This is a genomic window from Rhodococcus maanshanensis NBRC 100610 (assembly GCF_001894865.1).
Lineage (GTDB): Bacteria > Actinomycetota > Actinomycetes > Mycobacteriales > Mycobacteriaceae > Rhodococcus_G > Rhodococcus_G maanshanensis.
This window is the reverse complement of record NZ_BCXA01000057.1, coordinates 21,843-41,393: the sequence shown is the minus strand read 5'-3', so window position 1 is coordinate 41,393 and position 19,551 is coordinate 21,843. Positions and strand designations below refer to the sequence as shown.

At 69.2% G+C, this 19,551-nt stretch carries 19 protein-coding genes and 1 riboswitch; of the genes, 7 read left to right on the top strand and 12 right to left on the bottom strand.

Annotated features, from left to right (window positions below):
* Positions 1 to 35: 35 nt before the first annotated feature.
* From RM1_RS25985 to RM1_RS23590, 5 genes are all read right to left on the bottom strand, one after another.
* Complete coding sequence (locus RM1_RS25985; protein ID WP_083576924.1) at positions 36 to 389, bottom strand: ROK family protein; 354 nt, start codon at positions 387 to 389, stop codon at positions 36 to 38.
* A gap of 2 nt (positions 390 to 391) precedes the next feature.
* Positions 392 to 784, bottom strand: a complete 393-nt coding sequence (locus RM1_RS23605) for a hypothetical protein (protein ID WP_072754065.1) — start codon at positions 782 to 784, stop codon at positions 392 to 394.
* On the bottom strand, positions 781 to 1,995 hold the full coding sequence (locus RM1_RS23600; protein ID WP_281252203.1) for an ArsA family ATPase: 1,215 nt from the start codon (positions 1,993 to 1,995) through the stop codon (positions 781 to 783). The genes RM1_RS23605 and RM1_RS23600 overlap by 4 nt, the downstream gene beginning before the upstream one ends.
* Positions 1,996 to 2,036: 41 nt before the next feature.
* Entirely contained in the window at positions 2,037 to 2,474 is a 438-nt protein-coding gene (locus tag RM1_RS23595; protein WP_072754063.1) for an SRPBCC family protein, read from the bottom strand.
* A 118-nt stretch (positions 2,475 to 2,592) separates the two neighbouring features.
* On the bottom strand, positions 2,593 to 2,985 hold the full coding sequence (locus tag RM1_RS23590; RefSeq protein ID WP_072754062.1) for a polyketide cyclase / dehydrase and lipid transport: 393 nt from the start codon (positions 2,983 to 2,985) through the stop codon (positions 2,593 to 2,595).
* A 116-nt stretch (positions 2,986 to 3,101) separates the two neighbouring features.
* Here RM1_RS23590 and RM1_RS23585 point away from each other — a divergent pair, with 116 nt between their 5' ends.
* A complete protein-coding gene (locus RM1_RS23585; RefSeq protein WP_072754070.1) occupies positions 3,102 to 4,901 on the top strand; it encodes an AMP-dependent synthetase/ligase in 1,800 nt (599 codons plus the stop codon).
* Between the two features lie 72 nt (positions 4,902 to 4,973).
* Here RM1_RS23585 and RM1_RS23580 read toward each other — a convergent pair whose 3' ends face one another.
* From RM1_RS23580 to RM1_RS23565, 4 genes are all read right to left on the bottom strand, one after another.
* Positions 4,974 to 6,101 carry a glycosyltransferase family 4 protein gene (locus RM1_RS23580; protein ID WP_072754061.1) on the bottom strand — a complete coding sequence of 376 codons (1,128 nt, stop codon included), beginning with the start codon at positions 6,099 to 6,101 and terminating at the stop codon, positions 4,974 to 4,976.
* A 59-nt stretch (positions 6,102 to 6,160) separates the two neighbouring features.
* Entirely contained in the window at positions 6,161 to 7,447 is a 1,287-nt protein-coding gene (locus tag RM1_RS23575) for a hypothetical protein (protein ID WP_425528710.1), read from the bottom strand.
* Between the two features lie 77 nt (positions 7,448 to 7,524).
* Positions 7,525 to 8,577 (bottom strand): C40 family peptidase, encoded by a 1,053-nt coding sequence (locus RM1_RS23570; RefSeq protein ID WP_027502226.1) that lies wholly within the window; start codon positions 8,575 to 8,577, stop codon positions 7,525 to 7,527.
* A gap of 382 nt (positions 8,578 to 8,959) precedes the next feature.
* Positions 8,960 to 9,526 carry an NlpC/P60 family protein gene (locus RM1_RS23565; protein ID WP_072754060.1) on the bottom strand — a complete coding sequence of 189 codons (567 nt, stop codon included), beginning with the start codon at positions 9,524 to 9,526 and terminating at the stop codon, positions 8,960 to 8,962.
* A gap of 15 nt (positions 9,527 to 9,541) precedes the next feature.
* A riboswitch (cyclic di-AMP (ydaO/yuaA leader) is annotated at positions 9,542 to 9,706 on the bottom strand.
* A 534-nt stretch (positions 9,707 to 10,240) separates the two neighbouring features.
* Here RM1_RS23565 and RM1_RS23555 point away from each other — a divergent pair.
* Both RM1_RS23555 and RM1_RS23550 read left to right on the top strand, forming a co-directional pair.
* Positions 10,241 to 11,953, top strand: a complete 1,713-nt coding sequence (locus RM1_RS23555) for a DEDD exonuclease domain-containing protein (protein ID WP_072754058.1) — start codon at positions 10,241 to 10,243, stop codon at positions 11,951 to 11,953.
* A gap of 97 nt (positions 11,954 to 12,050) precedes the next feature.
* Positions 12,051 to 12,326 carry an Lrp/AsnC family transcriptional regulator gene (locus tag RM1_RS23550; protein ID WP_027502223.1) on the top strand — a complete coding sequence of 92 codons (276 nt, stop codon included), beginning with the start codon at positions 12,051 to 12,053 and terminating at the stop codon, positions 12,324 to 12,326.
* 58 nt (positions 12,327 to 12,384) lie between these two features.
* On the opposite strand, the gene trpD is transcribed toward RM1_RS23550, so the two are convergent.
* A complete protein-coding gene (trpD, locus tag RM1_RS23545) occupies positions 12,385 to 13,419 on the bottom strand; it encodes an anthranilate phosphoribosyltransferase (protein ID WP_072754057.1) in 1,035 nt (344 codons plus the stop codon).
* Positions 13,420 to 13,465: 46 nt separating this feature from the next.
* On the bottom strand, positions 13,466 to 13,948 hold the full coding sequence (locus RM1_RS23540; RefSeq protein ID WP_072754056.1) for a hypothetical protein: 483 nt from the start codon (positions 13,946 to 13,948) through the stop codon (positions 13,466 to 13,468).
* Between the two features lie 126 nt (positions 13,949 to 14,074).
* Between RM1_RS23540 and ctaE the strand changes: the two genes are divergently transcribed.
* The 4 genes from ctaE (at position 14,075) to qcrB (ending at position 18,423) form a co-directional block, all read left to right on the top strand.
* The gene (ctaE, locus tag RM1_RS23535; RefSeq protein WP_072754055.1) at positions 14,075 to 14,686 is read left to right on the top strand and encodes an aa3-type cytochrome oxidase subunit III; all 612 of its coding nucleotides are present in this window, start codon (positions 14,075 to 14,077) and stop codon (positions 14,684 to 14,686) included.
* 64 nt (positions 14,687 to 14,750) lie between these two features.
* The gene (gene qcrC / locus RM1_RS23530; protein WP_083576921.1) at positions 14,751 to 15,602 is read left to right on the top strand and encodes a cytochrome bc1 complex diheme cytochrome c subunit; all 852 of its coding nucleotides are present in this window, start codon (positions 14,751 to 14,753) and stop codon (positions 15,600 to 15,602) included.
* Positions 15,599 to 16,735, top strand: coding sequence for a cytochrome bc1 complex Rieske iron-sulfur subunit (gene qcrA / locus RM1_RS23525; protein ID WP_072754054.1), 1,137 nt, complete (start codon positions 15,599 to 15,601; stop codon positions 16,733 to 16,735). Before qcrC ends, qcrA begins: the two co-directional genes overlap by 4 nt.
* Positions 16,732 to 18,423: a cytochrome bc1 complex cytochrome b subunit gene (gene qcrB, locus RM1_RS23520; RefSeq protein WP_072754053.1), complete on the top strand. Its 1,692-nt coding sequence runs from the start codon at positions 16,732 to 16,734 to the stop codon at positions 18,421 to 18,423. Before qcrA ends, qcrB begins: the two co-directional genes overlap by 4 nt.
* A gap of 114 nt (positions 18,424 to 18,537) precedes the next feature.
* Here the strand turns inward: qcrB and RM1_RS23515 are convergent, their stop codons facing one another.
* Positions 18,538 to 19,449, bottom strand: coding sequence for a LysR family transcriptional regulator (locus RM1_RS23515; protein ID WP_072754052.1), 912 nt, complete (start codon positions 19,447 to 19,449; stop codon positions 18,538 to 18,540).
* Between the last annotated feature and the right edge of the window lie 102 nt (positions 19,450 to 19,551).

The window sequence follows — 19,551 nt, the reverse complement described above, 5'->3', positions numbered from 1 at the left end:
CCGCGCACCCCGACTGCGGCAAGATGGCGGTCGTGTCACGAACCTTCGAGCCCGAACCGACGGGAGCCGAACAGGCGGAGCCCGCGGTCGCGCGCGATCCGGGACTCTCGCACCCGATCAGCGCGGGCGTGGTCACCGCGCTCGTCGGCTTCACCAGTTCCTTCGCCGTGGTGCTCACCGGCCTGCGCGCGGTCGGAGCCGTGCCGCGCGCAGAGCTCCCGAACCGCGCGGTCGAGCCCGTCCTCCAGCGCCTGCGCCGACCGCGGGGTCGGTGCCAAGGCCGAGTCCAGCACCTGACCGTCGGCGTCGACCACCGCCGCCCTGATGCTGGTTCCGCCGACGTCGATGCCGATCGTGAGAGCGGTCCGACCGCCGGTGCGCGTGCCCATGGTCACCGATTGTGCTCGACCTGAACCGAGATCGGGACGAACTTCGGGCGAGCACCCTGCGCGTCGGCGCCGGGACCGGGCGCCGACCCGTCTGGCCCGCCGTCGGGGTCGGGATGCGCCCCGTGCTCGTCCAGGATCTGCCGGAGCAGGGCGAGCAGCACCGCGGCCTGCGAACCGAGCAGCGTGATCAGGTCGTGCTGCTCCCCTCGGGCCAGCGCCGCCAGCGCACACACCGGGCACCAACTGCACCCGTAGGGCCCCGGCTCGCCGCCGTCGGGGCTCGCGGCGGCAGCGGCGGCCTCGGACGCCTTCTGCAGCAGCGGCTCCAGCCGATCGAACGCCGCGTGCGTGAGCGCCCGCAGCTCGGCGACCAGGTCCGCGTGATCGTCGCTCACAGCGGCCAGACCTGCGGGTCGGGCCGGAATCGGACCACTAGATCGCCGTCCTCGAACTGGGCGCCGACCGTGGTGCAGCGGCGGAGCACCGACGCCAGCCTGACCCTGCGCCGAACCCCTGCCGCGCCGACCACCAGATCGTCCTCGACCCTGCCGAGGGTCAGCGTGGACGGGTCGACCAGCGGCATGCGCAGTCGCAGCGCGTACACCGATTCCACCCCCGACCCTGACTCCAGTTCCACCCTCGCCGCCGTCGAATCGTCGTCCGCGGCGGTCAGCGGATCGACCCCGGCCGGATACAGCGCATCGGCGAGCGCGGCGAGAGAGTCAAACCCTACCGGCTCGACGGCATTCTCGTCGGCCGTGCGAACCGGCAACCCGCCGAGCGCGGCCGCCAGCGAATCCAGCTGCGCACGCTCGCGCTCCGCACGCTCCGCATACCAGCGCAGTGCCGGATGGTCCGTGCCGGTGTCCGACCCCGGATCATTTTGCGGCAGAACCTTGTTCACGATCGCGCCGTCGACTCGCACGCCGAGCACGGACATCGCCGCCGCGAGACGCCGCGCCTGCGCCACGCCAACCGCATCCGCGGTGAGCACCATTCGCGCACAGGTGTTCTGGCGGTCCGCGAGCATCGCCCGGACCGGCAGGGTGAAGTCACTGAGACGGTCGACCAGCAGCGCGGCGATCGCCTGCGAGCGCTGTGCGCCGGGCACCGTCGCCCTGAGGTACCGGGGCCAGATCCGCTCGAGGTAGTCGTGCACCATGTCGGGAACCGTGAGCAGGCGCAGCAGATCACCGGTCGGCGGGCAGTCGACCAGCACGGCGTCCCAGTCCCCTCCGTGCGCGAGCCGGGCGACCTCGGCCAGCCCGAGCAACTCCTCGGCGCCCGGCAGCCCCGTCAGTTCCTGCGGGTCGGGCAGCGACAGCGCAGAACCGTGCTCGTGTTCGGCGCCGCTCGGGATCAGCGCCGACAGCGCGACCAGTCGATCCTCGAGCAGGGTCAGGGTGTCGAGTTCGAGCACCTCGAGCCCATGGGCAGCGGCGACGATTCCCGTCCCCGCCGTTGCGTCCGCCCGGTCCAGCGCGAGCACATCGGTCAGCGAATGCGCTCGATCGAGGGAGATGAGCAGGACCCGGTCTCCGGTGCGCGCCAGCGCAATCGCGGTCGCGGCCGCCAGTGTCGTCTTCCCGACGCCTCCCTTACCGATGAAGAACCGGATCTGGGTGTTCGCATCGGAGCCGCGCCCGGTCAGCCTTCGACCCTCTTCTTCAATTCCTTGAGGGCGGTGTCGGTGATCGCCTTCTCTGCCTTGCGTTTGAACAACCCGATCATCGGGATGTTCAGGTCGACGGTCAGCTCGTAGGTGACCGTGGTGGTCCCGTCCGGCAGGTCCTCGAGGGTGTACGAGCCGTCCTGCGACTTCTGGATCTCGGCAGAGGCCAGCGACCAGCGCACGGACTTCCCGTCAGACGCCCAGTCGAAGTCGAGTTCGTAGGTGTCCTTGACCATCCCGGCGTCCAGCACGAACCGAACCCGCCGCGCGCGACCGTTCGCCCCGCGGGCGAGCACCTCGACTGACTTCGCCGCGGCCACCCACTCGGGGTACGCGTCGTAATCGGCGATCACGTCCATCACCCGACTCGAGGGAGCGGCGATGCTGATCGACCTCTTGGTCTTGTCGGCCATACGACCAACGCTTCCTTTCACTCCAGGACAGCCACGAATGCACTCGAACCCATCACACACGAAACCGACGTGCGCGCACAACGACCGGCGGCACCGTGCGACACCGTCGGTCGGGCGATCACCTTGCGGTCGGCGACTCTCCCGCAGGCCTGCCCGCCTCGAGCTCACGCTTGGTGCCGAAGGTCATCACCTTGCCCGCGACACGGCGCGCCCGGGTGAGGGCCGCGAGATCGAGCTCGGCCAGCTCCGCGGGGCCTACGCCGGTCGGCTCGGCATGCAGGAAGTAGTGCACGATCGTGCCGTCGAGTTCCGGCTCCAGCCAGACCTCCATGGTTCCGGTCAACGCGCCCGTGACCGTCCAGCGAATCCCCTTCTCGCCTCGGTCCTCCCGCACGGTGATCTGGAGATCCGGCCACCAGCGACGCCATTTCGACACCACGCCGATCGACTCCGCGACCGATGCCGGCGGCGCCGCGATGAAGGTCTGGTCCGAGACCTGAATGCTGCTCACCGGATTAGCTTCACACACTCCGCGTGGCGGGTGCGGGCCAGGGCCGATCCACACGGGTTAAAGTGGAACCGCAGCAAAACCTACTCGTCAGTACACCCGCAGTGCCGGAGGTCTTCGTGCGTGAATTCAGCGTTCCGTCAACTTTCACCATCCCTGAGGACGCGTCCGCCGTCGACTCGGTGTTCACCCACGCGGCGAACACGCCCGGCCTGGCCGTCTTCACGCGGCTGACCGGCGGCACGTGGACCGATGTGTCTGCGGCCGAGTTCGCCGACCAGGTGACCGCCGTCGCCAAGGGCCTGATCGCGCTCGGCGTGCAGCCAGGCGACCGGGTCGCGCTGATGTCGGCCACCCGGTACGAGTGGCAGCTGATCGACTTCGCGATCTGGGCCTCGGGCGGCGTCACCGTTCCTGTCTACGAGACCTCCGCCCCCGAGCAGGTGCGGTGGATCCTCGAGGACTCCGCCGCCGTCGCGCTGTTCGTCGAGAACGACGGCCACGCGAAGGCACTCGAGCAGGTCGCGGCCGAGTCCCCCGCGCTGCGCAAGGTACTGCAGATCGAGGGCGCCCCCGGCGCGGTGGCTGAGCTGATCACGCTCGGCGCCGACGTCAGCGACGAGGAGGTCCGGTCCCGCGCCGACGCGATCAAGGCGAGCGACCCCGCGACACTGATCTACACCTCCGGCACCACCGGTCGCCCCAAGGGCTGCCAGCTCACCCACTCCAACCTCATCGCGGAGTCGCGCGGCATCAGCACCTCCGGATTCGGCGAGCTGCTGCGCCCCGGCCGTCGCACCCTGATGTTCCTGCCGCTGGCGCACGTGCTCGCCCGCGCGGTCTCCCTCGCGGCATTCGATGCGGGCGCCACCGTCGGCCACACCTCCGACATCCCGAACCTGGTCCCCACCTTCGGCACGTTCAAGCCCGACTTCATCCTGTCGGTGCCCCGGGTGTTCGAGAAGGTCTTCAACACCGCTCGCCAGAAGGCACACGCCGAGGGCAAGGGCAAGATCTTCGACAACGCCGCCGAGGTCGCGATCGAGTGGAGCGAGGCCCAGGACGCCGGCGGCGCCGGCTTCGGCCTCAAGATCAAGCACGCGGTGTTCGACAAGCTGGTGTACTCCAAGCTCCGTGCCGCGCTCGGCGGACAGTGCCAGCTCGCGATCTCCGGCGGCGCCCCTCTCGGTGCCCGGCTCGGCCACTTCTTCCGCGGTATCGGCGTGACCATCTTCGAGGGCTACGGCCTGACCGAGACGACCGCGGCGGTCGCGGTGAACACGCCGGGCAACCAGAAGGTGGGCAGCGTCGGAAGGCCGTTGTCCGGCAACGCGGTTCGCATCGCCGAGGACGGCGAGATCCTGCTCTCCGGTCCGGTGGTCTTCGGCGGCTACTGGCGCAACGAGGCGGCCAGCGCCGAGGCGCTCGAGGACGGCTGGTTCCACACCGGCGACCTCGGCTCGGTCGACACCGAGGGCTTCATCACGATCACCGGGCGCAAGAAGGAGATCATCGTCACCGCGGGCGGCAAGAACGTCGCGCCCGCACAGCTCGAGGACCAGCTCCGCGCGCACCCGCTGATCAGCCAGGCGCTCGTGGTCGGCGACCAGAAACCCTTCATCGGCGCCCTGATCACCGTCGATCCCGACGCGTGGACGGGCTGGAAGCAGCGCAACAGCAAGCCGGCCGAGGCCACCGTCGCCGATCTGATCGCCGATGCCGACCTGATCGCCGAGGTCGATGCGGCCATCGCCGAGGCCAACAAGCTGGTCTCGCACGCGGAGTCGATCAAGAAGTACCGGATCCTGCCGGTGGACTTCACCGAGGAGACCGGCGAGCTCACGCCGACCCTCAAGCTCAAGCGCAATGTCATCCACCAGAGCTTCGCGGACGACATCGAGGCCATCTACGCCAAGTAAGCAGGCGGCTGCGCCGCCTGTGCGCGGTTGACGAGTCCAGGCACTCGTCAACCGCGCACGGGCGCGAAGCGCCTAGTGCAGCAGGCCGCTGAGCTTGGCCGCCAGCGCGTCCCAGCGCCACTGCTCGGACACCCACGCGCGGCCTGCGGCACCCATCGCCGCCGCGCGGTCGCGGTCGGCGAGCACCGAGATCACCGAATCGGCCACCTGCCGAACCGACCGCCCGTCGACGACGTGCCCGGTCTCGTTCTCCCGCACCGTTTCCGGCGCGCCACCGGATCGACCGGCGATCACGGGGACACCCGCGGCCGAGGCCTCGAGGAACACGATCCCCAGCCCCTCGACGTCGAGGCCCGCTCCCCTGGTCCGGCACGGCATCGCGAACACATCGGCGATCGTGTGGTGTGCCGCGAGCTCGGCGGACGGGACGGTGCCCGTGAACACCACGTGCTCCTCCATGCCGGTGTCCCTCGCCAGCGTGTGGAGCCGGCCCTGGTACGGGCCGCCGCCGACGATGACGAGCACCGCGCCGTCGATGGACTCCCGGATCCGCGGAAGCGCCCGGATCAGCACGTCCTGACCCTTGCGCGGAACCAGCCGGGACAGGCACAGCACGGTCGGGCGATCGCCGAGTCCGTATCGCGCCCGCAGCTCCGCCCTTGCCGCCGGGTCCGGTCGGAACACCTCGGTGTCGACCCCGGGCGGCAGGTGCTCGAGCGCGGCCCCGGCCCCGAACGCGGACGCGAACCGGCCGCGCGTGTACTTGCTGACGAAGGTGACCGTGTCCGTGGTGTTCCCGATCCGGCGCAGCGCCTGCCTGGCACCGGGCAGCATCGACCAGCCGACCTCGTGACCGTGCGTGCTTGCCACGACCCGCTCGGCGCCCGCCCGGCGCAGCCCGGGCGCCAGTAGTGCCAGCGGGGCCGCCGCGCCGAACCACACGCTGTCGCATTCGCGCGACCGCACCAGCTTCGCCGCCCGGCGGGCCACCAGCGGTGTCGGCAGCATCAGCGTCGTGGGGTGGCGGACCACCTCGAACGGCTGACGCGCGTCGAACTTCTTGTGGCTGTCACCGCGCCAGCGCGGGGCGTACACCACCAACTCGTCGGCGGGCAGCGCGTTCGCAAAGGACTGGAGGTAGGACTGGATGCCTCCCGGTCGGGGCGGAAAGTCATTCGTCACCAACAGGGTTCGGCGCATAGGTCCACCGTAATTGCCGGACGCGGGCGGCCGCTGCGCAGGGTCGAGTCGGCAGGCCCTCAGTCGAGGCCCTCCGCAACCCAGCGGCCCCAGTCTGTCACGAACTCGGACGCGGACAGCCCGACGGCCTCGTGCAGCTTCTCGTCGAGCTCGTGGCTGTCGACGGGTCCCGTCGCCAGGTCCACGTACAGCTCGCGCAGCGCCCGCTCGTCGAATCGGTCTGCGACATAGGCCGATACGGACCAGGCCAGCTCGTACGCGGCCTGGGCGCGCTCCCCGCCCGCCATGAAGTCCGCGTCGACGGGAAGCCGCGTCGGTGGCCCGTGCGCGACGACCGCCGCCGCCAGAATCGGCGCGGCCCGACCGACGGGGACATCGGCGTCACGGTGACCGGCGTAGTCGGCGAAGCCCTCCAGCATCCACATCGGCGATCCGTCGGTGGTCGCGACGCGGGCGGCCACGTGGGTGAGCTCGTGTCGCAGCACCGAGTGCCGGGTCTCATCGTTGAGCCGCTCCGACGCGGCCGGGCTGAACACGACGCGCTGGCCCGTCGCGGAGTCGGCCCCTGGTTCGACGACGTCCGAGACCGCGACCGCGGCGATATCGGACCCGCTGTGGTCTGCTCCGACCTGTTCCATGAACTCGTCCTGGGAGGAGCTGACCACCACGAGGGCCCGCTGCGACCAGTCCTGGCCCCACAGCTCGGTCACCGAGGACACCGCGTCCGCGAGATCCGCCGCGATCGCGTCGATCAGTTCCTCCTGATCGGAGTGACCGAGCACCACCGACGAATGTGAGCCGGTGTCCACCTCGCGCACCACCACCGGACCGAAATCCCAAGGGCCTCGCCAGGTGTGGCGCCCGTACTCGGGCAGCGACCGGTCGGACACCAGGGTCCAGCTCTCCCCTCGCCTGGCCACGATCAGCGCGACGGGCTTGCGCGTGGAACCGGTGTCCGCGCCCTCGATGGCGTAGCGCAGGTACGCAGGCACCGCCCACACGTCGGTGGCGTCGAGCTGCTCGGCCAGGTCCGTCGGGACCGGGGTCTCGGGGTCGGATCCGATCTCGTAGCCCCAGTCCGCCAACGGCACGTCGGCGAGATGCTCACTGCGGCGGATCTCCGAGGCGAGGAACTCCGGCGGGGCGGCGCGATCGAACAACGAGGCCAGTGCGGCGGTGTCACCCTCCCTGACCGCGGCCGCCCAGCGGTTCAGGAGGTCCTGGACGCCCGCGCGGCGCGCCTGTTCGTACGGGTTGACGCTGGCGGCGCCGCCGGAGCCACGCGGCTCCGGTTCCGCCGGCTGCGACCGGGCCGTCAACACGCCGACCGCGACGACGGCGAGCAGCAACCCCCCGAGCGCAGCCGCCTCCCATTTCCGGATCCGACGCCGTGGCTGCCGCGGCGGGACGTCCGGTACGGCGTTCAGTACCGTCTGGCGCCGTAGAACGGGTACGCGTCCATCGGCGCGACCTTGACCGGAACACCGAAGGTGGACGCGTGCAGGATGTTGCCGTTGCCCGCGTACATGCCGACGTGCGAGATGTCGGGGTAGAACAGCACCAGGTCGCCCGGCTGCAGTTCCGAGCGCGAGACCGGCACGCCGCCTGCGGCCTGAGCCTGGCTCGAGCGGGGCAGGGTCTTGCCGATCTGCTTGTACGCCCACACCATCAGTCCGGAGCAGTCGTACCCGTCCGGGCCGGTGGCACCCCAGACGTACGGCTTACCGACCTGGGTCATGCCTGCCTGCAGCGCGCCGGAGTTCGACCCGGGAGTGAGCCCCTTGAGGATGGTCTGCGGATCGAATCCCGGGGGGAAGGGGGTGCCCGCGAGCGCGGACTTCTCCGAACTGCTCAGCGCGCCGAATGCCTGGGTGACCTGGGCGATCTGCGCCTGCAGGTCGCTCTGCTTGTTCTGCAGGTCGTCGCTGATCGACCTGGCCTGCTCGGTGGCGGTGCGCGCGGCATCGGCTGACTGACGCGAGGCCTCGGCCGCGGTCGCGGCCTCGTCGGTGGCCTGCTTGAAGTGACCAACCTGGGCCGCGGTGTCCGCGGAGAGCACGCTGAGTGTGGACATCTGGTCGAGGAGTTGCTGCGGGGAATCGGAGATCATCACCGCGAACAGTCGATTGACGCGGGCGCCCTGGTAGCTGGCCGTCGTCAGCTTGTCGACCGCGGGCTGGAACTGGGCGATCCTGGCCTTCGCCTCGGTCAACAGGTGCTCGTCGGCGGCGTGCCTGGCCTCGGCATCGCGCTGGACGGCGGTCTTGGATTCGAGGTCGATCTGGGCGTTGTGCAACGCCTCGTTGGTCTGCTCGGACGTGCGAGAGAGTTCGGAGAGCTTCTCGAGCGCGGCTGTCGGATTCTCCAGCGCGGGATCCGCGGTGGCGGTGCCCGCGGGGACCGCCACAGCCGCGAGGGACAGCAGGCCCGTTGCCAGCACTGCGCTGGTGGATCGCTTCAGTCTCTGTGACGCCACGAAAGCTGGTACTCCGTTCTTCCACTGCCCGTCGACCGGATTGGCTGACGGGTCGGGCTGGGAAGATCAGCCCTGCCCAACGAACCGAGGTCCGAGCGGGAGATGCACCCCGGCGAACTGCGTCCCCGGTACCGGACCGGCGCCTACGGCGCCCGATCCCGCGTGGTGGTGACCACCGATGCCACGCCGGGTGACGCGGCAAGATTTCGGAAGGTCTCAGACAGGTTACGGAATGGCATACGGCGATGTCCACCCGAACTGCGGGGGCAATTTCCGCTCACGCCGAGCACCGCGCGACGGGCACGGGACCACCGACAAAAACGTGGTGGGCCCGAACCGTCACAGACGGTTCGGACCCACCACGGGGGTTCGTGCGCGACGCTCAGTAGCGGCGGGCGCCGTCCATCGGCATGGACGAGAGGGGCGCGCGCTTGACCGGGGTACCGGAGGTCGCGGCGTGGATGACCTCGCCGTTGCCCGCGTAGATGCCCGAGTGCGAGCCACCGTAGAAGGAGACCACGTCGCCCGGCTTGAGGGCGGAGGTGGAGACCGGCGTGCCCGCCGAGGCCTGGTCGTAGCTGGTGCGCGGCAGGTTGATGCCGGCCTGCTTGAACGCCCACTGCACAAGACCCGAGCAGTCGAAGGCATCCGGGCCGGAGGCGCCGTACACGTAGGGCGAACCGATCTTGCTCGCGGCGGCCTGAACGGCCTTGTCACCTGCGGAGACCAGGGGCGCGGGGGCAGGAGCGCCAGGGGCACCGGGCAGCGCGGGGAGGCCGGGGACCTGGATGGTCTGGGCAGGCACACCCGGGATGTCGAAGGTTCCGATGCCAGAGATGGTGACGGGCTCGGCAAGCGCCGGACCGGCAGAGACTGCGATGGCACCGAAGGTCAGCGCGCTGGCGACGGCGATGCGGCGCACGGAACGCTGGGTAGTGGATGAAGCCACGAGAAGGGTTACTCCGTTTCTTCCGTTCATCCGCCGACCGAGTTAGCTGACGGGTTCGGGCTGGGAAGATCAGCCCTACCCGGCGGCACGCATATCGCGCTCCGACGGGATTCACCCCAGAGAAACTTGGGTTCCCGGCACGATCGCTCTCGCGAGTGATCGATTAGGCGGTACCTGGCGATGCCGCACCGGATGGTGTGGCAAGACTCCGCTAGGTCTCAGGAAGATTACGAAAGCGTCCAGCCCCTGTCGACCCAACACGCCCGACCAGTGGGCCGATTCGGACATATCGCCCAGAAATACGCGCTATGCCACTCCTGGGTCACGGACAGATAACGACCGAGCGGTCTGCGTGGCATCCACGGCCCGCACCAACCGAAGCCTCGGCACCAGCCCGACATCGGCGAGCACGTCCAGAGCAACCCGTTCGTCCTGCTCAATACTGATCCGGGCCGACCCGGCGGAGTCCACCGCCCGCATCCCCGGCCGGACACCGGGCGGCCCGAGCAGCACCGTCACCACACAGTCGCCGCACGCGGTATTGCGAACCTCGCAGTCGTTGCAATCGACAATCACTGTGATCCTCGTCTCTGCCGGTGGCCTCGCGGCGTTTCGGAGACCTCTGCGACGGAAACTAGCGGCCAGGTCCGACACCGACGAGGCGACGACCGCGGCCGGCCGGCGCTGTCGGTGGCCACCCCTAGCCTCAGCCGGGTGAGCCCGCAGAGTCCGCCGAACGTCCAGCTGAGCTTCGACGAGCTCGACACCCCACTGCGAGACACCACCTTCGTCGTCGTGGACCTCGAGACCACCGGCAGCGCGCCGGGCGAGGACGCGATCACCGAGATCGGCGCGGTCAAGATCCGTGGCGGCGAGGTCATCGGCGAGCTGTCCACCCTCGTCGATCCCGGCCGGTCGATGCCCCCGTACATCGTCGAACTGACCGGGATCACCACCGCCATGCTGATCGGGGCACCGCGAATCGAGCGGGTGCTCCCGAGTTTTCTGGAGTTCGCGCGGGGCGCCGTCCTCGTCGCCCACAACGCGCCCTTCGACATCGGCTTCCTCAAGGCCGCCACGGCCCGCTGCGAACTGCCCTGGCCGCCGTTCCAGGTGTTGTGCACCGTCAAGCTGGCCCGCCGGGTGCTCGGTAGGGACGAGGCGCCCTCCGTCAAGCTCTCGGCCCTCGCCGCCCTCTTCGACGTCAGCACCAAGCCGACCCACCGGGCCCTCGACGACGCCAGGGCGACTGTGGACGTGCTGCACGGGCTCATCGAACGGGTCGGCAACCTGGGCGTGCACAGTTATGCGGAGCTGGTCGACTATCTCCCCAACGTCTCCGCGGCGCAGCGCGGCAAGCGCGGGCTCGCCGCGCACCTCCCCCGCACCCCAGGCGTCTATCTGTTCCGCGGCCCGTCCGACGAGGTGCTCTACGTCGGCACCGCGGTCAATCTGCAGCGCCGGGTGCGTGGCTACTTCACGGGATCCGAGACGCGCGCACGGATGAAGGAGATGGTGGCAATGGCCACCAGGGTCGACCACGTCGAGTGCGCGCACGCACTCGAGGCGTCGGTGCGCGAACTCCGACTGCTCGGCGCGCACGCCCCTCCGTACAACCGGCGCTCGAAGTTCCCCCGCCGGGCGTGGTGGATCACCCCCACTGCCGAGCCGTTCCCCCGGCTCGCGATCTCCCGCAGAGCGACCTACGACGCCCTCGGCCCGTTCGGTTCGCGAACGGACGCGGCGGAGGTTGCCGCCACGATCGCCGACATCTGCCGAATCAGGACGTGCACCAAGAGAATTCGCGACGACCAGCCGCATGGCCCCGACTGTCCGGACAGCGCGGTCGGCGGTTGTCCCGCCGGGGGCACGCCACAGAGCGCGGCCGAGTACCGCCACGCGCCGGACTCCGTGCACGCGCTCATCCGGGGAACCGACGACGCGCCGCTGCACCGGCTACGGACCCGGATCGAGGAACTCGCGGCGGCCGAACTGTTCGAGAGCGCGGCGCGGCTTCGTGACCGCACCACGGCGCTGGCGCTCGCGCTCCGGCGAGCCCAGCGCCTCGCGAGCCTGGCCGCCGTCGACGAGCTCGTCGCCGCGCGCCCGTCCCCTTCCGGCGGATGGGAGCTGGCGGTGATCCGGGCAGGCAGGCTCGCCTCCGCCGGGGTCGCGGAGCGCGGCGTGCCGCCGATGCCGGTCGTCGAGGCGCTGACCCTGTCGGCCGAGACCGTCATAGAGGAGCCGTCACCGATGCGGGGCGCCACGGCGGGCGAGGCCGGGCTCATCGCCGGCTGGCTCGAGACGCCAGGGGTCCGGATCGTGCGCGCGAGCCACGGCTACGCCGAACCCGCCCTCGGCGGTGGCGGCTGGCTGCAATGGTGCGCCGTGGCGCGGGGCGCCGCGGCAGCAGCGGGCACCGCCTAGGGTGACAGGGGAAAGAACAGAGTCGGACGCCCATCTATAGGGAGGGACCCACGCGGCCCTCCCTATAGATAGGACGCCACCGCAGCCAAGGAGCGAGATGATCAACGCCATCGTCCTCATTCACGCCGAAGCGCACCGGATCCCGGAGACCGCGCAGGCGGTGGCCGACATCCCCGGGGTGTCCGAGGTCTATTCGTGCGCGGGCGACGTCGACCTGATCGCCATCGTGAAGGTCCGAGACCATGCCCAGATCGCCGAGGTGGTCACCGGCGCGATCAACAAGGTGGACGGCGTCGTGCAGACAACGACCCACATCGCCTTCCGCTCCTACGCCAGCGCCGACGTCGAGGCAGCCTTCTCCATCGGCGAGTGATTCGGCGCGGGCCCGCCGTTCGGCTTCGGCCGACGGCGGTTCCCGCACCGGGCGGGCGTCAGTCCGCCAGTTCGGTGGAGACCGCGACCCAGCGGTCGAGCAGCGCCGCCGCGTCGCCACTGTCGATCGCGCGCACGGCCCGTTCGATGCCCGCGCGCAGGTCGCTGTCCAGTTCACCCGACAGACCGCCGTGAGCGGCGATGGCGCCTGCCGCGTTCAGGACCACCGCGTCGTGCACGGCGCCACGCTCGCCTCCCAGCACCGCCCGCGCGATCACCGCGTTCGCCTCGGCATCCCCGCCCCGCAGCGCCGACAGCGGAACCCGCTCGATCCCGAGCGCCGTCGGGTCGATGCTGTCCTCGCGCACCTGTCCACCGGACACCACGTACGCGGTGCTCGTGGTCGAGGTGGTGATCTCGTCGAGTCCGTCGTCGCCGCGCACCACCAGCGCACTGCTGCCCCTGCGGGCCAGGACCCCCGCCACCACGGGCTGCAGGTCCTGGAAGGCACAGCCGATCAGCCCGGCTCGCGGCCGCGCGGGGTTGGTCAGCGGTCCGAGCACGTTGAACACCGTCGGGATGCCGATCTCCTTGCGCGGGCCTGCGGTGAACCGGAACGCGGGATGAAAGGTCGGCGCGAAGCAGAACCCGATCCCCACCTCACGCACGCACCGCGCGACGGCGTCCGGGCTCAGGTTGATCCGCACTCCCAGCGCCTCGAGCACGTCGGCGCCGCCGCTCTTCGAGGACGCGGCCCGGTTTCCGTGCTTGACCACCCGGATGCCCGCGGCGGCCACCACCACCGAGGCCATCGTGGAGATGTTGACCGTCTGCTGCCGGTCACCGCCGGTGCCGACGACGTCAACCGCGTCACCGTCGACGTCGATCGTGCGCGCGTGCGCGAGCATGGCGTCGGCGATACCGGTCACCTCGGACGGGGTCGGGCCCTTCATCTTCAGTGCGATGCCGAACGCCGCGATCTGGGCGGAGGTGGCGTTGTCCGACATGATCTCGTCCATCGCCCATGCCGCGGTCCCCGGATCGAGATCGCGTCCGTCCGTGAGCGCACCGAGCACCTCTGGCCAACTCCCCATCGCAACCGCCTCTTGTCGTCGCCGTCAGCACAATCGAGGACGAAGCTTAGTCACTACGGGCAACCGGTTTCCGCGGCGGCTGCAGCGCGTCCCATCCGAGGACACGGCCACCGGCGCGCTGCGCCAGCCCCGCCATCCGGGAGCGCTCCTGCGAGCAGTGCAGCGCGTCGAGTAGCTGCACCCGCTGCAGGACCAACGCCACCAGCTCCTCGGCCCCCTGTTCCGCCCCGGCCGGGTCGACACCGCCCGACACCGGCGCGTCCTGCGCCGCGACGGTGTAGCGGTCCTGCCCCGCGAGCTCGACGGCGGTTCGCACCTGGTCCGCGGGCAGCAGGAGATGGTGCCGCAGGACGGCGTCCGCCTCGGCTATCCAGCCGGGCTCCGACGCCGCCGCCCGCTCCAGCGCCCGGCTGCACGCCTCGGCATCGTCGAAGCTCGACGCCACCACCACCAGATCGGCCCGCGTCGCGTCGAGCGGCACCGCCCGACGCCGCCCGAACCGCTTGCGCCACCACCGCACTCGTTCCATGACACCAGCGTCGCATGCCCGACTACCTGCACAATCACAGACCACGGCATACTGGTCGCAGGCCGCGACGCGCCAAGAACGGACCCGGGTAGTACTCGCTTACGACGAAGCGTCATACTTCTGTCTGTGACGAGCGCAGTAGGGACCCAAGGATCCGCAATCACCCAGCGCGTGCACTCGCTGAACCGGCCGAACATGGTCAGCGTCGGCACCATTGTCTGGCTGTCCAGCGAGCTGATGTTCTTCGCCGGCCTGTTCGCGATGTATTTTGTCGCGCGCGCGCAGGCGGACGGACACTGGCCGCCGGAGCCCACCGAGCTGAACCTCGGCCTCGCGGTGCCCGTCACCGCGGTGCTGGTGGCTTCATCCTTCACCTGCCAGATGGGCGTCTTCGCCGCTGAGCGTGGTGACGTCTTCGGGCTGCGCCGCTGGTACACGATCACCCTGGTCATGGGCATCATCTTCGTGCTCGGCCAGGCGTACGAGTACTACCACCTGGTTCACGAGGGCACCACGCTCGCCAGCAGCGCGTACGGCTCGGTCTTCTACATGACGACCGGCTTCCACGGCCTGCACGTGATCGGTGGTCTGGTCGCCTTCGTCTTCCTGATCGCGCGTACCAAGGTCAGCAAGTTCACCCCGGCACAGGCAACGGCTGCGATCGTTGTCTCGTACTACTGGCACTTCGTCGACATCGTGTGGATCGGCCTGTTCGCCACCATCTATTTCATCCGTTAAGAAGCTGAACGCAGTTCACAGCCCAAGCCCGTTCAGTCCGTCCCGCGAGACCAAAGGGATACAGATGAGTTCATCCCCCCCTTCAGCAGCCGCCGGTAGCGCGTCTGCCACGAAAGCCCGTCGGCAGCGAAAGTTCCGGCGGCGCGTCACCGGCGCCATGGTCCTGATGATGGGCCTTGTCGGAGCCGGTTTCCTCGCCGCGGCGCTGACACCGACTCCGCAGGTGGCCACCGCGTCCGACGATTCGGCAGCGCTGATCCGCGAGGGTAAGCAGCTCTACGACACGTCCTGCATCACCTGCCACGGTGCGAACCTGCAGGGTGTCCAGGACCGCGGCCCGAGCCTCATCGGCGTCGGCGAGGCGGCTGTCTACTTCCAGGTGTCGTCCGGCCGCATGCCCGCAGTGCGCAACGAGGCCCAGGCGCTTCGTAAGCCGCCGAAGTTCGACACCAAGCAGACCGACGCCCTCGGCGCCTACATCCAGGCCAACGGCGGCGGTCCGACCGTGGTCCGCGACGAGAACGGCGAGATCGCCCAGTCGTCGCTGCGCGGCAACGACGTGGCCCGCGGCAGCGAGCTGTTCCGTCTGAACTGCGCGTCGTGCCACAACTTCACCGGAAAGGGCGGCGCCCTGTCCTCCGGGAAGTTCGCCCCGCCGCTCGAGCCTGCGAGCGAGCAGCAGATCTGGCAGGCGATGGCCACCGGTCCGCAGAACATGCCCAAGTTCTCCGACCGGCAGCTGAGCCCGGACGAGAAGCGGGACATCATCGCCTACGTCAAGTCCGCGACCGAGTCCAAGAACCCCGGCGGCTACGGCCTCGGCGGGTTCGGCACCGGCCCCGAGGGCATGGCCATGTGGGCCATCGGAATCGTTGCGGTTGTTGGCGCAGCACTCTGGATCGGAGCAAAGTCATGAGCGACGCCGGTCACGGCGATACGCCAAAGAAGCACACCGAGGAAGAGCTCGCCGCGATGAGTCGCGACGAACTCGTCGAACTCGGTACCAACCTCGATGGCGTCGACATCGCATTCCGTCGCGAGCGGTGGCCCGTCGAGGGCACCAAGGCGGAGAAGCGTGCCGAGCGGAGCGTGGCCATCTGGTTCACGATCGCCGGCATCTCCGCCCTCGCGTTCATCGCGATCTACCTCTTCTGGCCCTGGGAGTACAAGGGCATGGGCGAGGAGGGCTACAACGCGTACAACCTGTACACGCCGCTGATCGGCCTGACCATGGGTCTCGCCATCCTCGGTGTCGGTATCGGCGCGGTGCAGTTCACGAAGAAGTTCATCCCCGAAGAGGTCTCCATCCAGGACCGCCACGACGGCGGCTCCCTGGAGCAGGACCGCAAGACGATCGTCGCGGAGCTGAGCGACACGCTCGACACCTCGACCATCGGTCGCCGCAAGCTGATCACCCGCAGCCTCGGCTTCGGTGCAGGTGCCCTCGGCATCATGGCGATCATGCCGCTCGGCGGACTGATCAAGAACCCGTGGGCGAAGGGCGACAAGTCCGACCTGTGGACCTCGGGCTGGACCCCGACGTTCCCCGGCGAGACCATCTACCTGCGTCGCTACACCGGTCGCACCGACGACGTCGTCCTGGTCCGCCCCGAGGATCTCGACGCGGGCGCCATGGAGACGGTCTTCCCGTTCCGTGAGTCCGAGCGTGGCAGCGAGCGCGCCCTGGCGCACGCCCTCAAGCGCGCCGACAACCCGGTCATGCTCATCCGCCTGCGGACCGAGGATGCCAACAAGGCCGTCAAGCGCAAGGGCCAGGAGAGCTTCAACTTCGGCGATTACTTCGCGTACTCGAAGCTGTGCACGCACCTCGGCTGCCCGACCTCGCTCTACGAGCAGCAGACCAACCGGATCCTGTGCCCGTGCCACCAGTCGCAGTTCGATGCTCTCCAGTACGGAAAGCCGATCTTCGGTCCCGCTGCCCGTGCACTGCCGCAGCTGCCGATCACAGTGAATGAAGAGGGTTTCCTGGTCGCCAACGGTGACTTCGTCGAGGCTCTTGGCCCCGGATTTTGGGAGCGTCCGTCATGACAACCACCACAGTTGGCCAGTCCAAGGTCGCGGCACACGCCGCGAAGGCGGGCGAGAGCATGGACTCGCGGTATCACCTCGCGGCCGGCATGCGGCGGCAGATCAACAAGGTCTTCCCGACGCACTGGTCCTTCATGCTCGGCGAGATCGCGCTCTACAGCTTCGTCATCCTGCTCATCTCGGGTGTGTACCTGACGCTGTTCTTCGACCCGTCGATGGCGGAGGTCGTCTACGACGGCGCCTACCAGCCGCTGCGCGGCGTCGAGATGTCGCGGGCGTACGCCACGACACTCGACATCTCGTTCGAGGTGCGCGGCGGCCTCTTCGTCCGGCAGATCCACCACTGGGCGGCGCTGATGTTCGCGGCGTCGATCATCGTGCACCTGCTGCGCATCTTCTTCACCGGCGCGTTCCGACGCCCGCGTGAGGCGAACTGGGTCATCGGCTGCCTGCTGCTGATCCTGGCGATGTTCGAGGGGTTCTTCGGCTACTCGCTCCCCGACGACCTGCTGTCCGGCACCGGCCTCCGCGCCGCGCTGTCCGGCATCACGCTCAGCATCCCGGTGATCGGTACCTGGATGCAGTGGCTGGTCTTCGATGGCGACTTCCCCGGCCAGCTGATCATCCCGCGTCTGTACGTTGCGCACGTGCTGCTGCTGCCCGGCATCATCCTGGCGCTGATCGGCGCGCACCTTGCGCTGGTCTGGTACCAGAAGCACACGCAGTTCCCCGGCCCCGGTCGCACGGAGCAGAACGTCGTCGGCGTCCGCATCCTCCCCGTCTTCGCGGCGAAGGGTGGCGCGTTCTTCGCCTTCACCTTCGGCATCCTCGCGCTGATGGGTGGCCTGCTGCAGATCAACCCGATCTGGAACCTCGGCCCGTACAACCCGTCCCAGGTGTCCGCGGGCGTCCAGCCCGACATCTACATGATGTGGACCGACGGCATGGCGCGTCTGTGGCCTGCGTGGGAGCTCTACCTGTGGGGCACCTACACGGTCCCGGCGGTGTTCGCGGTCGCGATCATCATGGGCCTGGTGTTCACGGTGCTGATCGCCTACCCGTGGATCGAGAAGAGGTTCACCAAGGACGACGCTCACCACAACCTGCTGCAGCGTCCGCGCGACGTTCCGGTGCGCACCTCGCTCGGCGCGATGGCCCTGACGTTCTACGCCATCCTGACGATCATGTGCATCAACGACATCATCGCGTTCAAGTTCGACATCTCGATCAACGCGACGACGTGGATTGGCCGCATCGGCATCGTGGTGCTGCCTCCGATCGCCTACTTCGTCACCTACCGGTTCTGCCTGGGCCTCCAGCGCAGCGACCGCCAGGTGCTCGAGCACGGCATCGAGACGGGCGTGATCAAGCGTCTGCCGCACGGTGAGTACGTCGAGGTCCACCAGCCGCTCGGACCCGTGGACGACCACGGCCACCCGATCCCGCTGGAGTACCAGGGTGCCGCGATCCCGAAGAAGATGAACAAGCTCGGTTCCGCCGGCAAGCCCGGCTCCGGTTCCCTGCTCTTCGCGGATCCGGCCGACGAGGCCGCGGCACTGCTCGCGGCCGAGCACAAGAACGAGCACGACCAGCTGGCGATCCTCAAGGATTACCAGGACAAGGCTCACGGTCACGGCGCGTACGCCAAGGGCGAGCTCGAGAAGCCGTCCACGGACGACGGCCACTGACCCAGGTCAGAACCAGGCGAAGGCCCCGAACCCATTGGGTTCGGGGCCTTCGTCGTTCCTGCGGCCAGGCGCCGCGCCGCTCCCCTCCCCCGGGGCACGCGCGGCCGCCGTCGCTCATCCCTCCAGCAACGGGTTTCCCCGCACCGCAACGAAATCCTGGGCGGCCTCCGCGAAGGCACGGATCCGGCTCGTCTGGCCCGCCGCCAGCCAGATCAGTCGCCATTCGAGGGCGGTGCCGTCGACGACAGGCACGTACGTCACGTCCGGGCGCGCGTCGTATCGACTGGCGTGGGTCGGCACCGGGAACACCCCCTGCCCGGCGCCGACCAACGCCAGCATCTCCTGGACCGTTCCGAAGTCGGGCCCGCGCTCGATGACCCTGCCGCTCGGCGTCGACCTCGGCACCACGGCCTCGTCGAGATCGTCCGGAATTCCCCTTGGGCGCAATACCTTCGTCCGCGCGAGATCCTCGACCATCACCGATTCGAGGCGCGCGAACGGGTGTCGGGCCGACACCGCAAGTGAGGGCTGCTCGCGCAGCAACACCGGACTCTGCTCGAGCTCCCTGATGTGTCCGACATCGGCCGCTGCGACCAGGCCGTCGATCTCGTCGGCCAACAGCAACCCGACACCGTCGCTGTAGTGACTCTCCCGAATCTGGACCCGGCAACTCGGGTGCCGCTCGTGGAAGGTGTTCGCGACCTCGAGCACGAACTGCCCAAGGGCGGTCCCGACGAAACCCACCCGCAGGACACCGTCCAGCCCGCGCCCGGCGGCGATCGCCCTGGCGATGCCCTGGCGGATCTGCTCCTCCGCCGGCCTGAGGTCCTCCTCGAGCCGTCGACCGATCGGGGTCGGCACCACCCGGCGGCTGGTCCGTTCGAAAAGGGGTGCTCCGACGCGGCGTTCGAGCGCCTTTATGGTCTGGCTGACCCGCGCGGTTGACACGTGCAGACGCTCCGCCGTGCGCCCGAAATGAAGCTCCTCGGACAGGGTCAGGAAGATCTCGATGTCGCGCCGCTCCATGCGGCAACCCCCTTCGTATGGCCACAGGTTAACGATCCTTGAGCAAACGGCCGTTGTTGACGACCCTCCCCTGGCCGATCGTAGATGGCACAACACCATTCG

Coding starts and splice junctions, on each gene's coding strand:
- RM1_RS23550 (WP_027502223.1), top strand. CDS start 12,051: ATGATCAACGCCATCGTCCTCATTCACGCCGAAGCGCACCGGATCCCG.
- RM1_RS25985 (WP_083576924.1), bottom strand. CDS start 389: ATGGGCACGCGCACCGGCGGTCGGACCGCTCTCACGATCGGCATCGAC.
- trpD (WP_072754057.1), bottom strand. CDS start 13,419: ATGGGGAGTTGGCCAGAGGTGCTCGGTGCGCTCACGGACGGACGCGAT.
- qcrA (WP_072754054.1), top strand. CDS start 15,599: ATGAGCGACGCCGGTCACGGCGATACGCCAAAGAAGCACACCGAGGAA.
- RM1_RS23595 (WP_072754063.1), bottom strand. CDS start 2,474: ATGGCCGACAAGACCAAGAGGTCGATCAGCATCGCCGCTCCCTCGAGT.
- RM1_RS23580 (WP_072754061.1), bottom strand. CDS start 6,101: ATGCGCCGAACCCTGTTGGTGACGAATGACTTTCCGCCCCGACCGGGA.
- qcrB (WP_072754053.1), top strand. CDS start 16,732: ATGACAACCACCACAGTTGGCCAGTCCAAGGTCGCGGCACACGCCGCG.
- qcrC (WP_083576921.1), top strand. CDS start 14,751: ATGAGTTCATCCCCCCCTTCAGCAGCCGCCGGTAGCGCGTCTGCCACG.
- RM1_RS23515 (WP_072754052.1), bottom strand. CDS start 19,449: ATGGAGCGGCGCGACATCGAGATCTTCCTGACCCTGTCCGAGGAGCTT.
- RM1_RS23540 (WP_072754056.1), bottom strand. CDS start 13,948: ATGGAACGAGTGCGGTGGTGGCGCAAGCGGTTCGGGCGGCGTCGGGCG.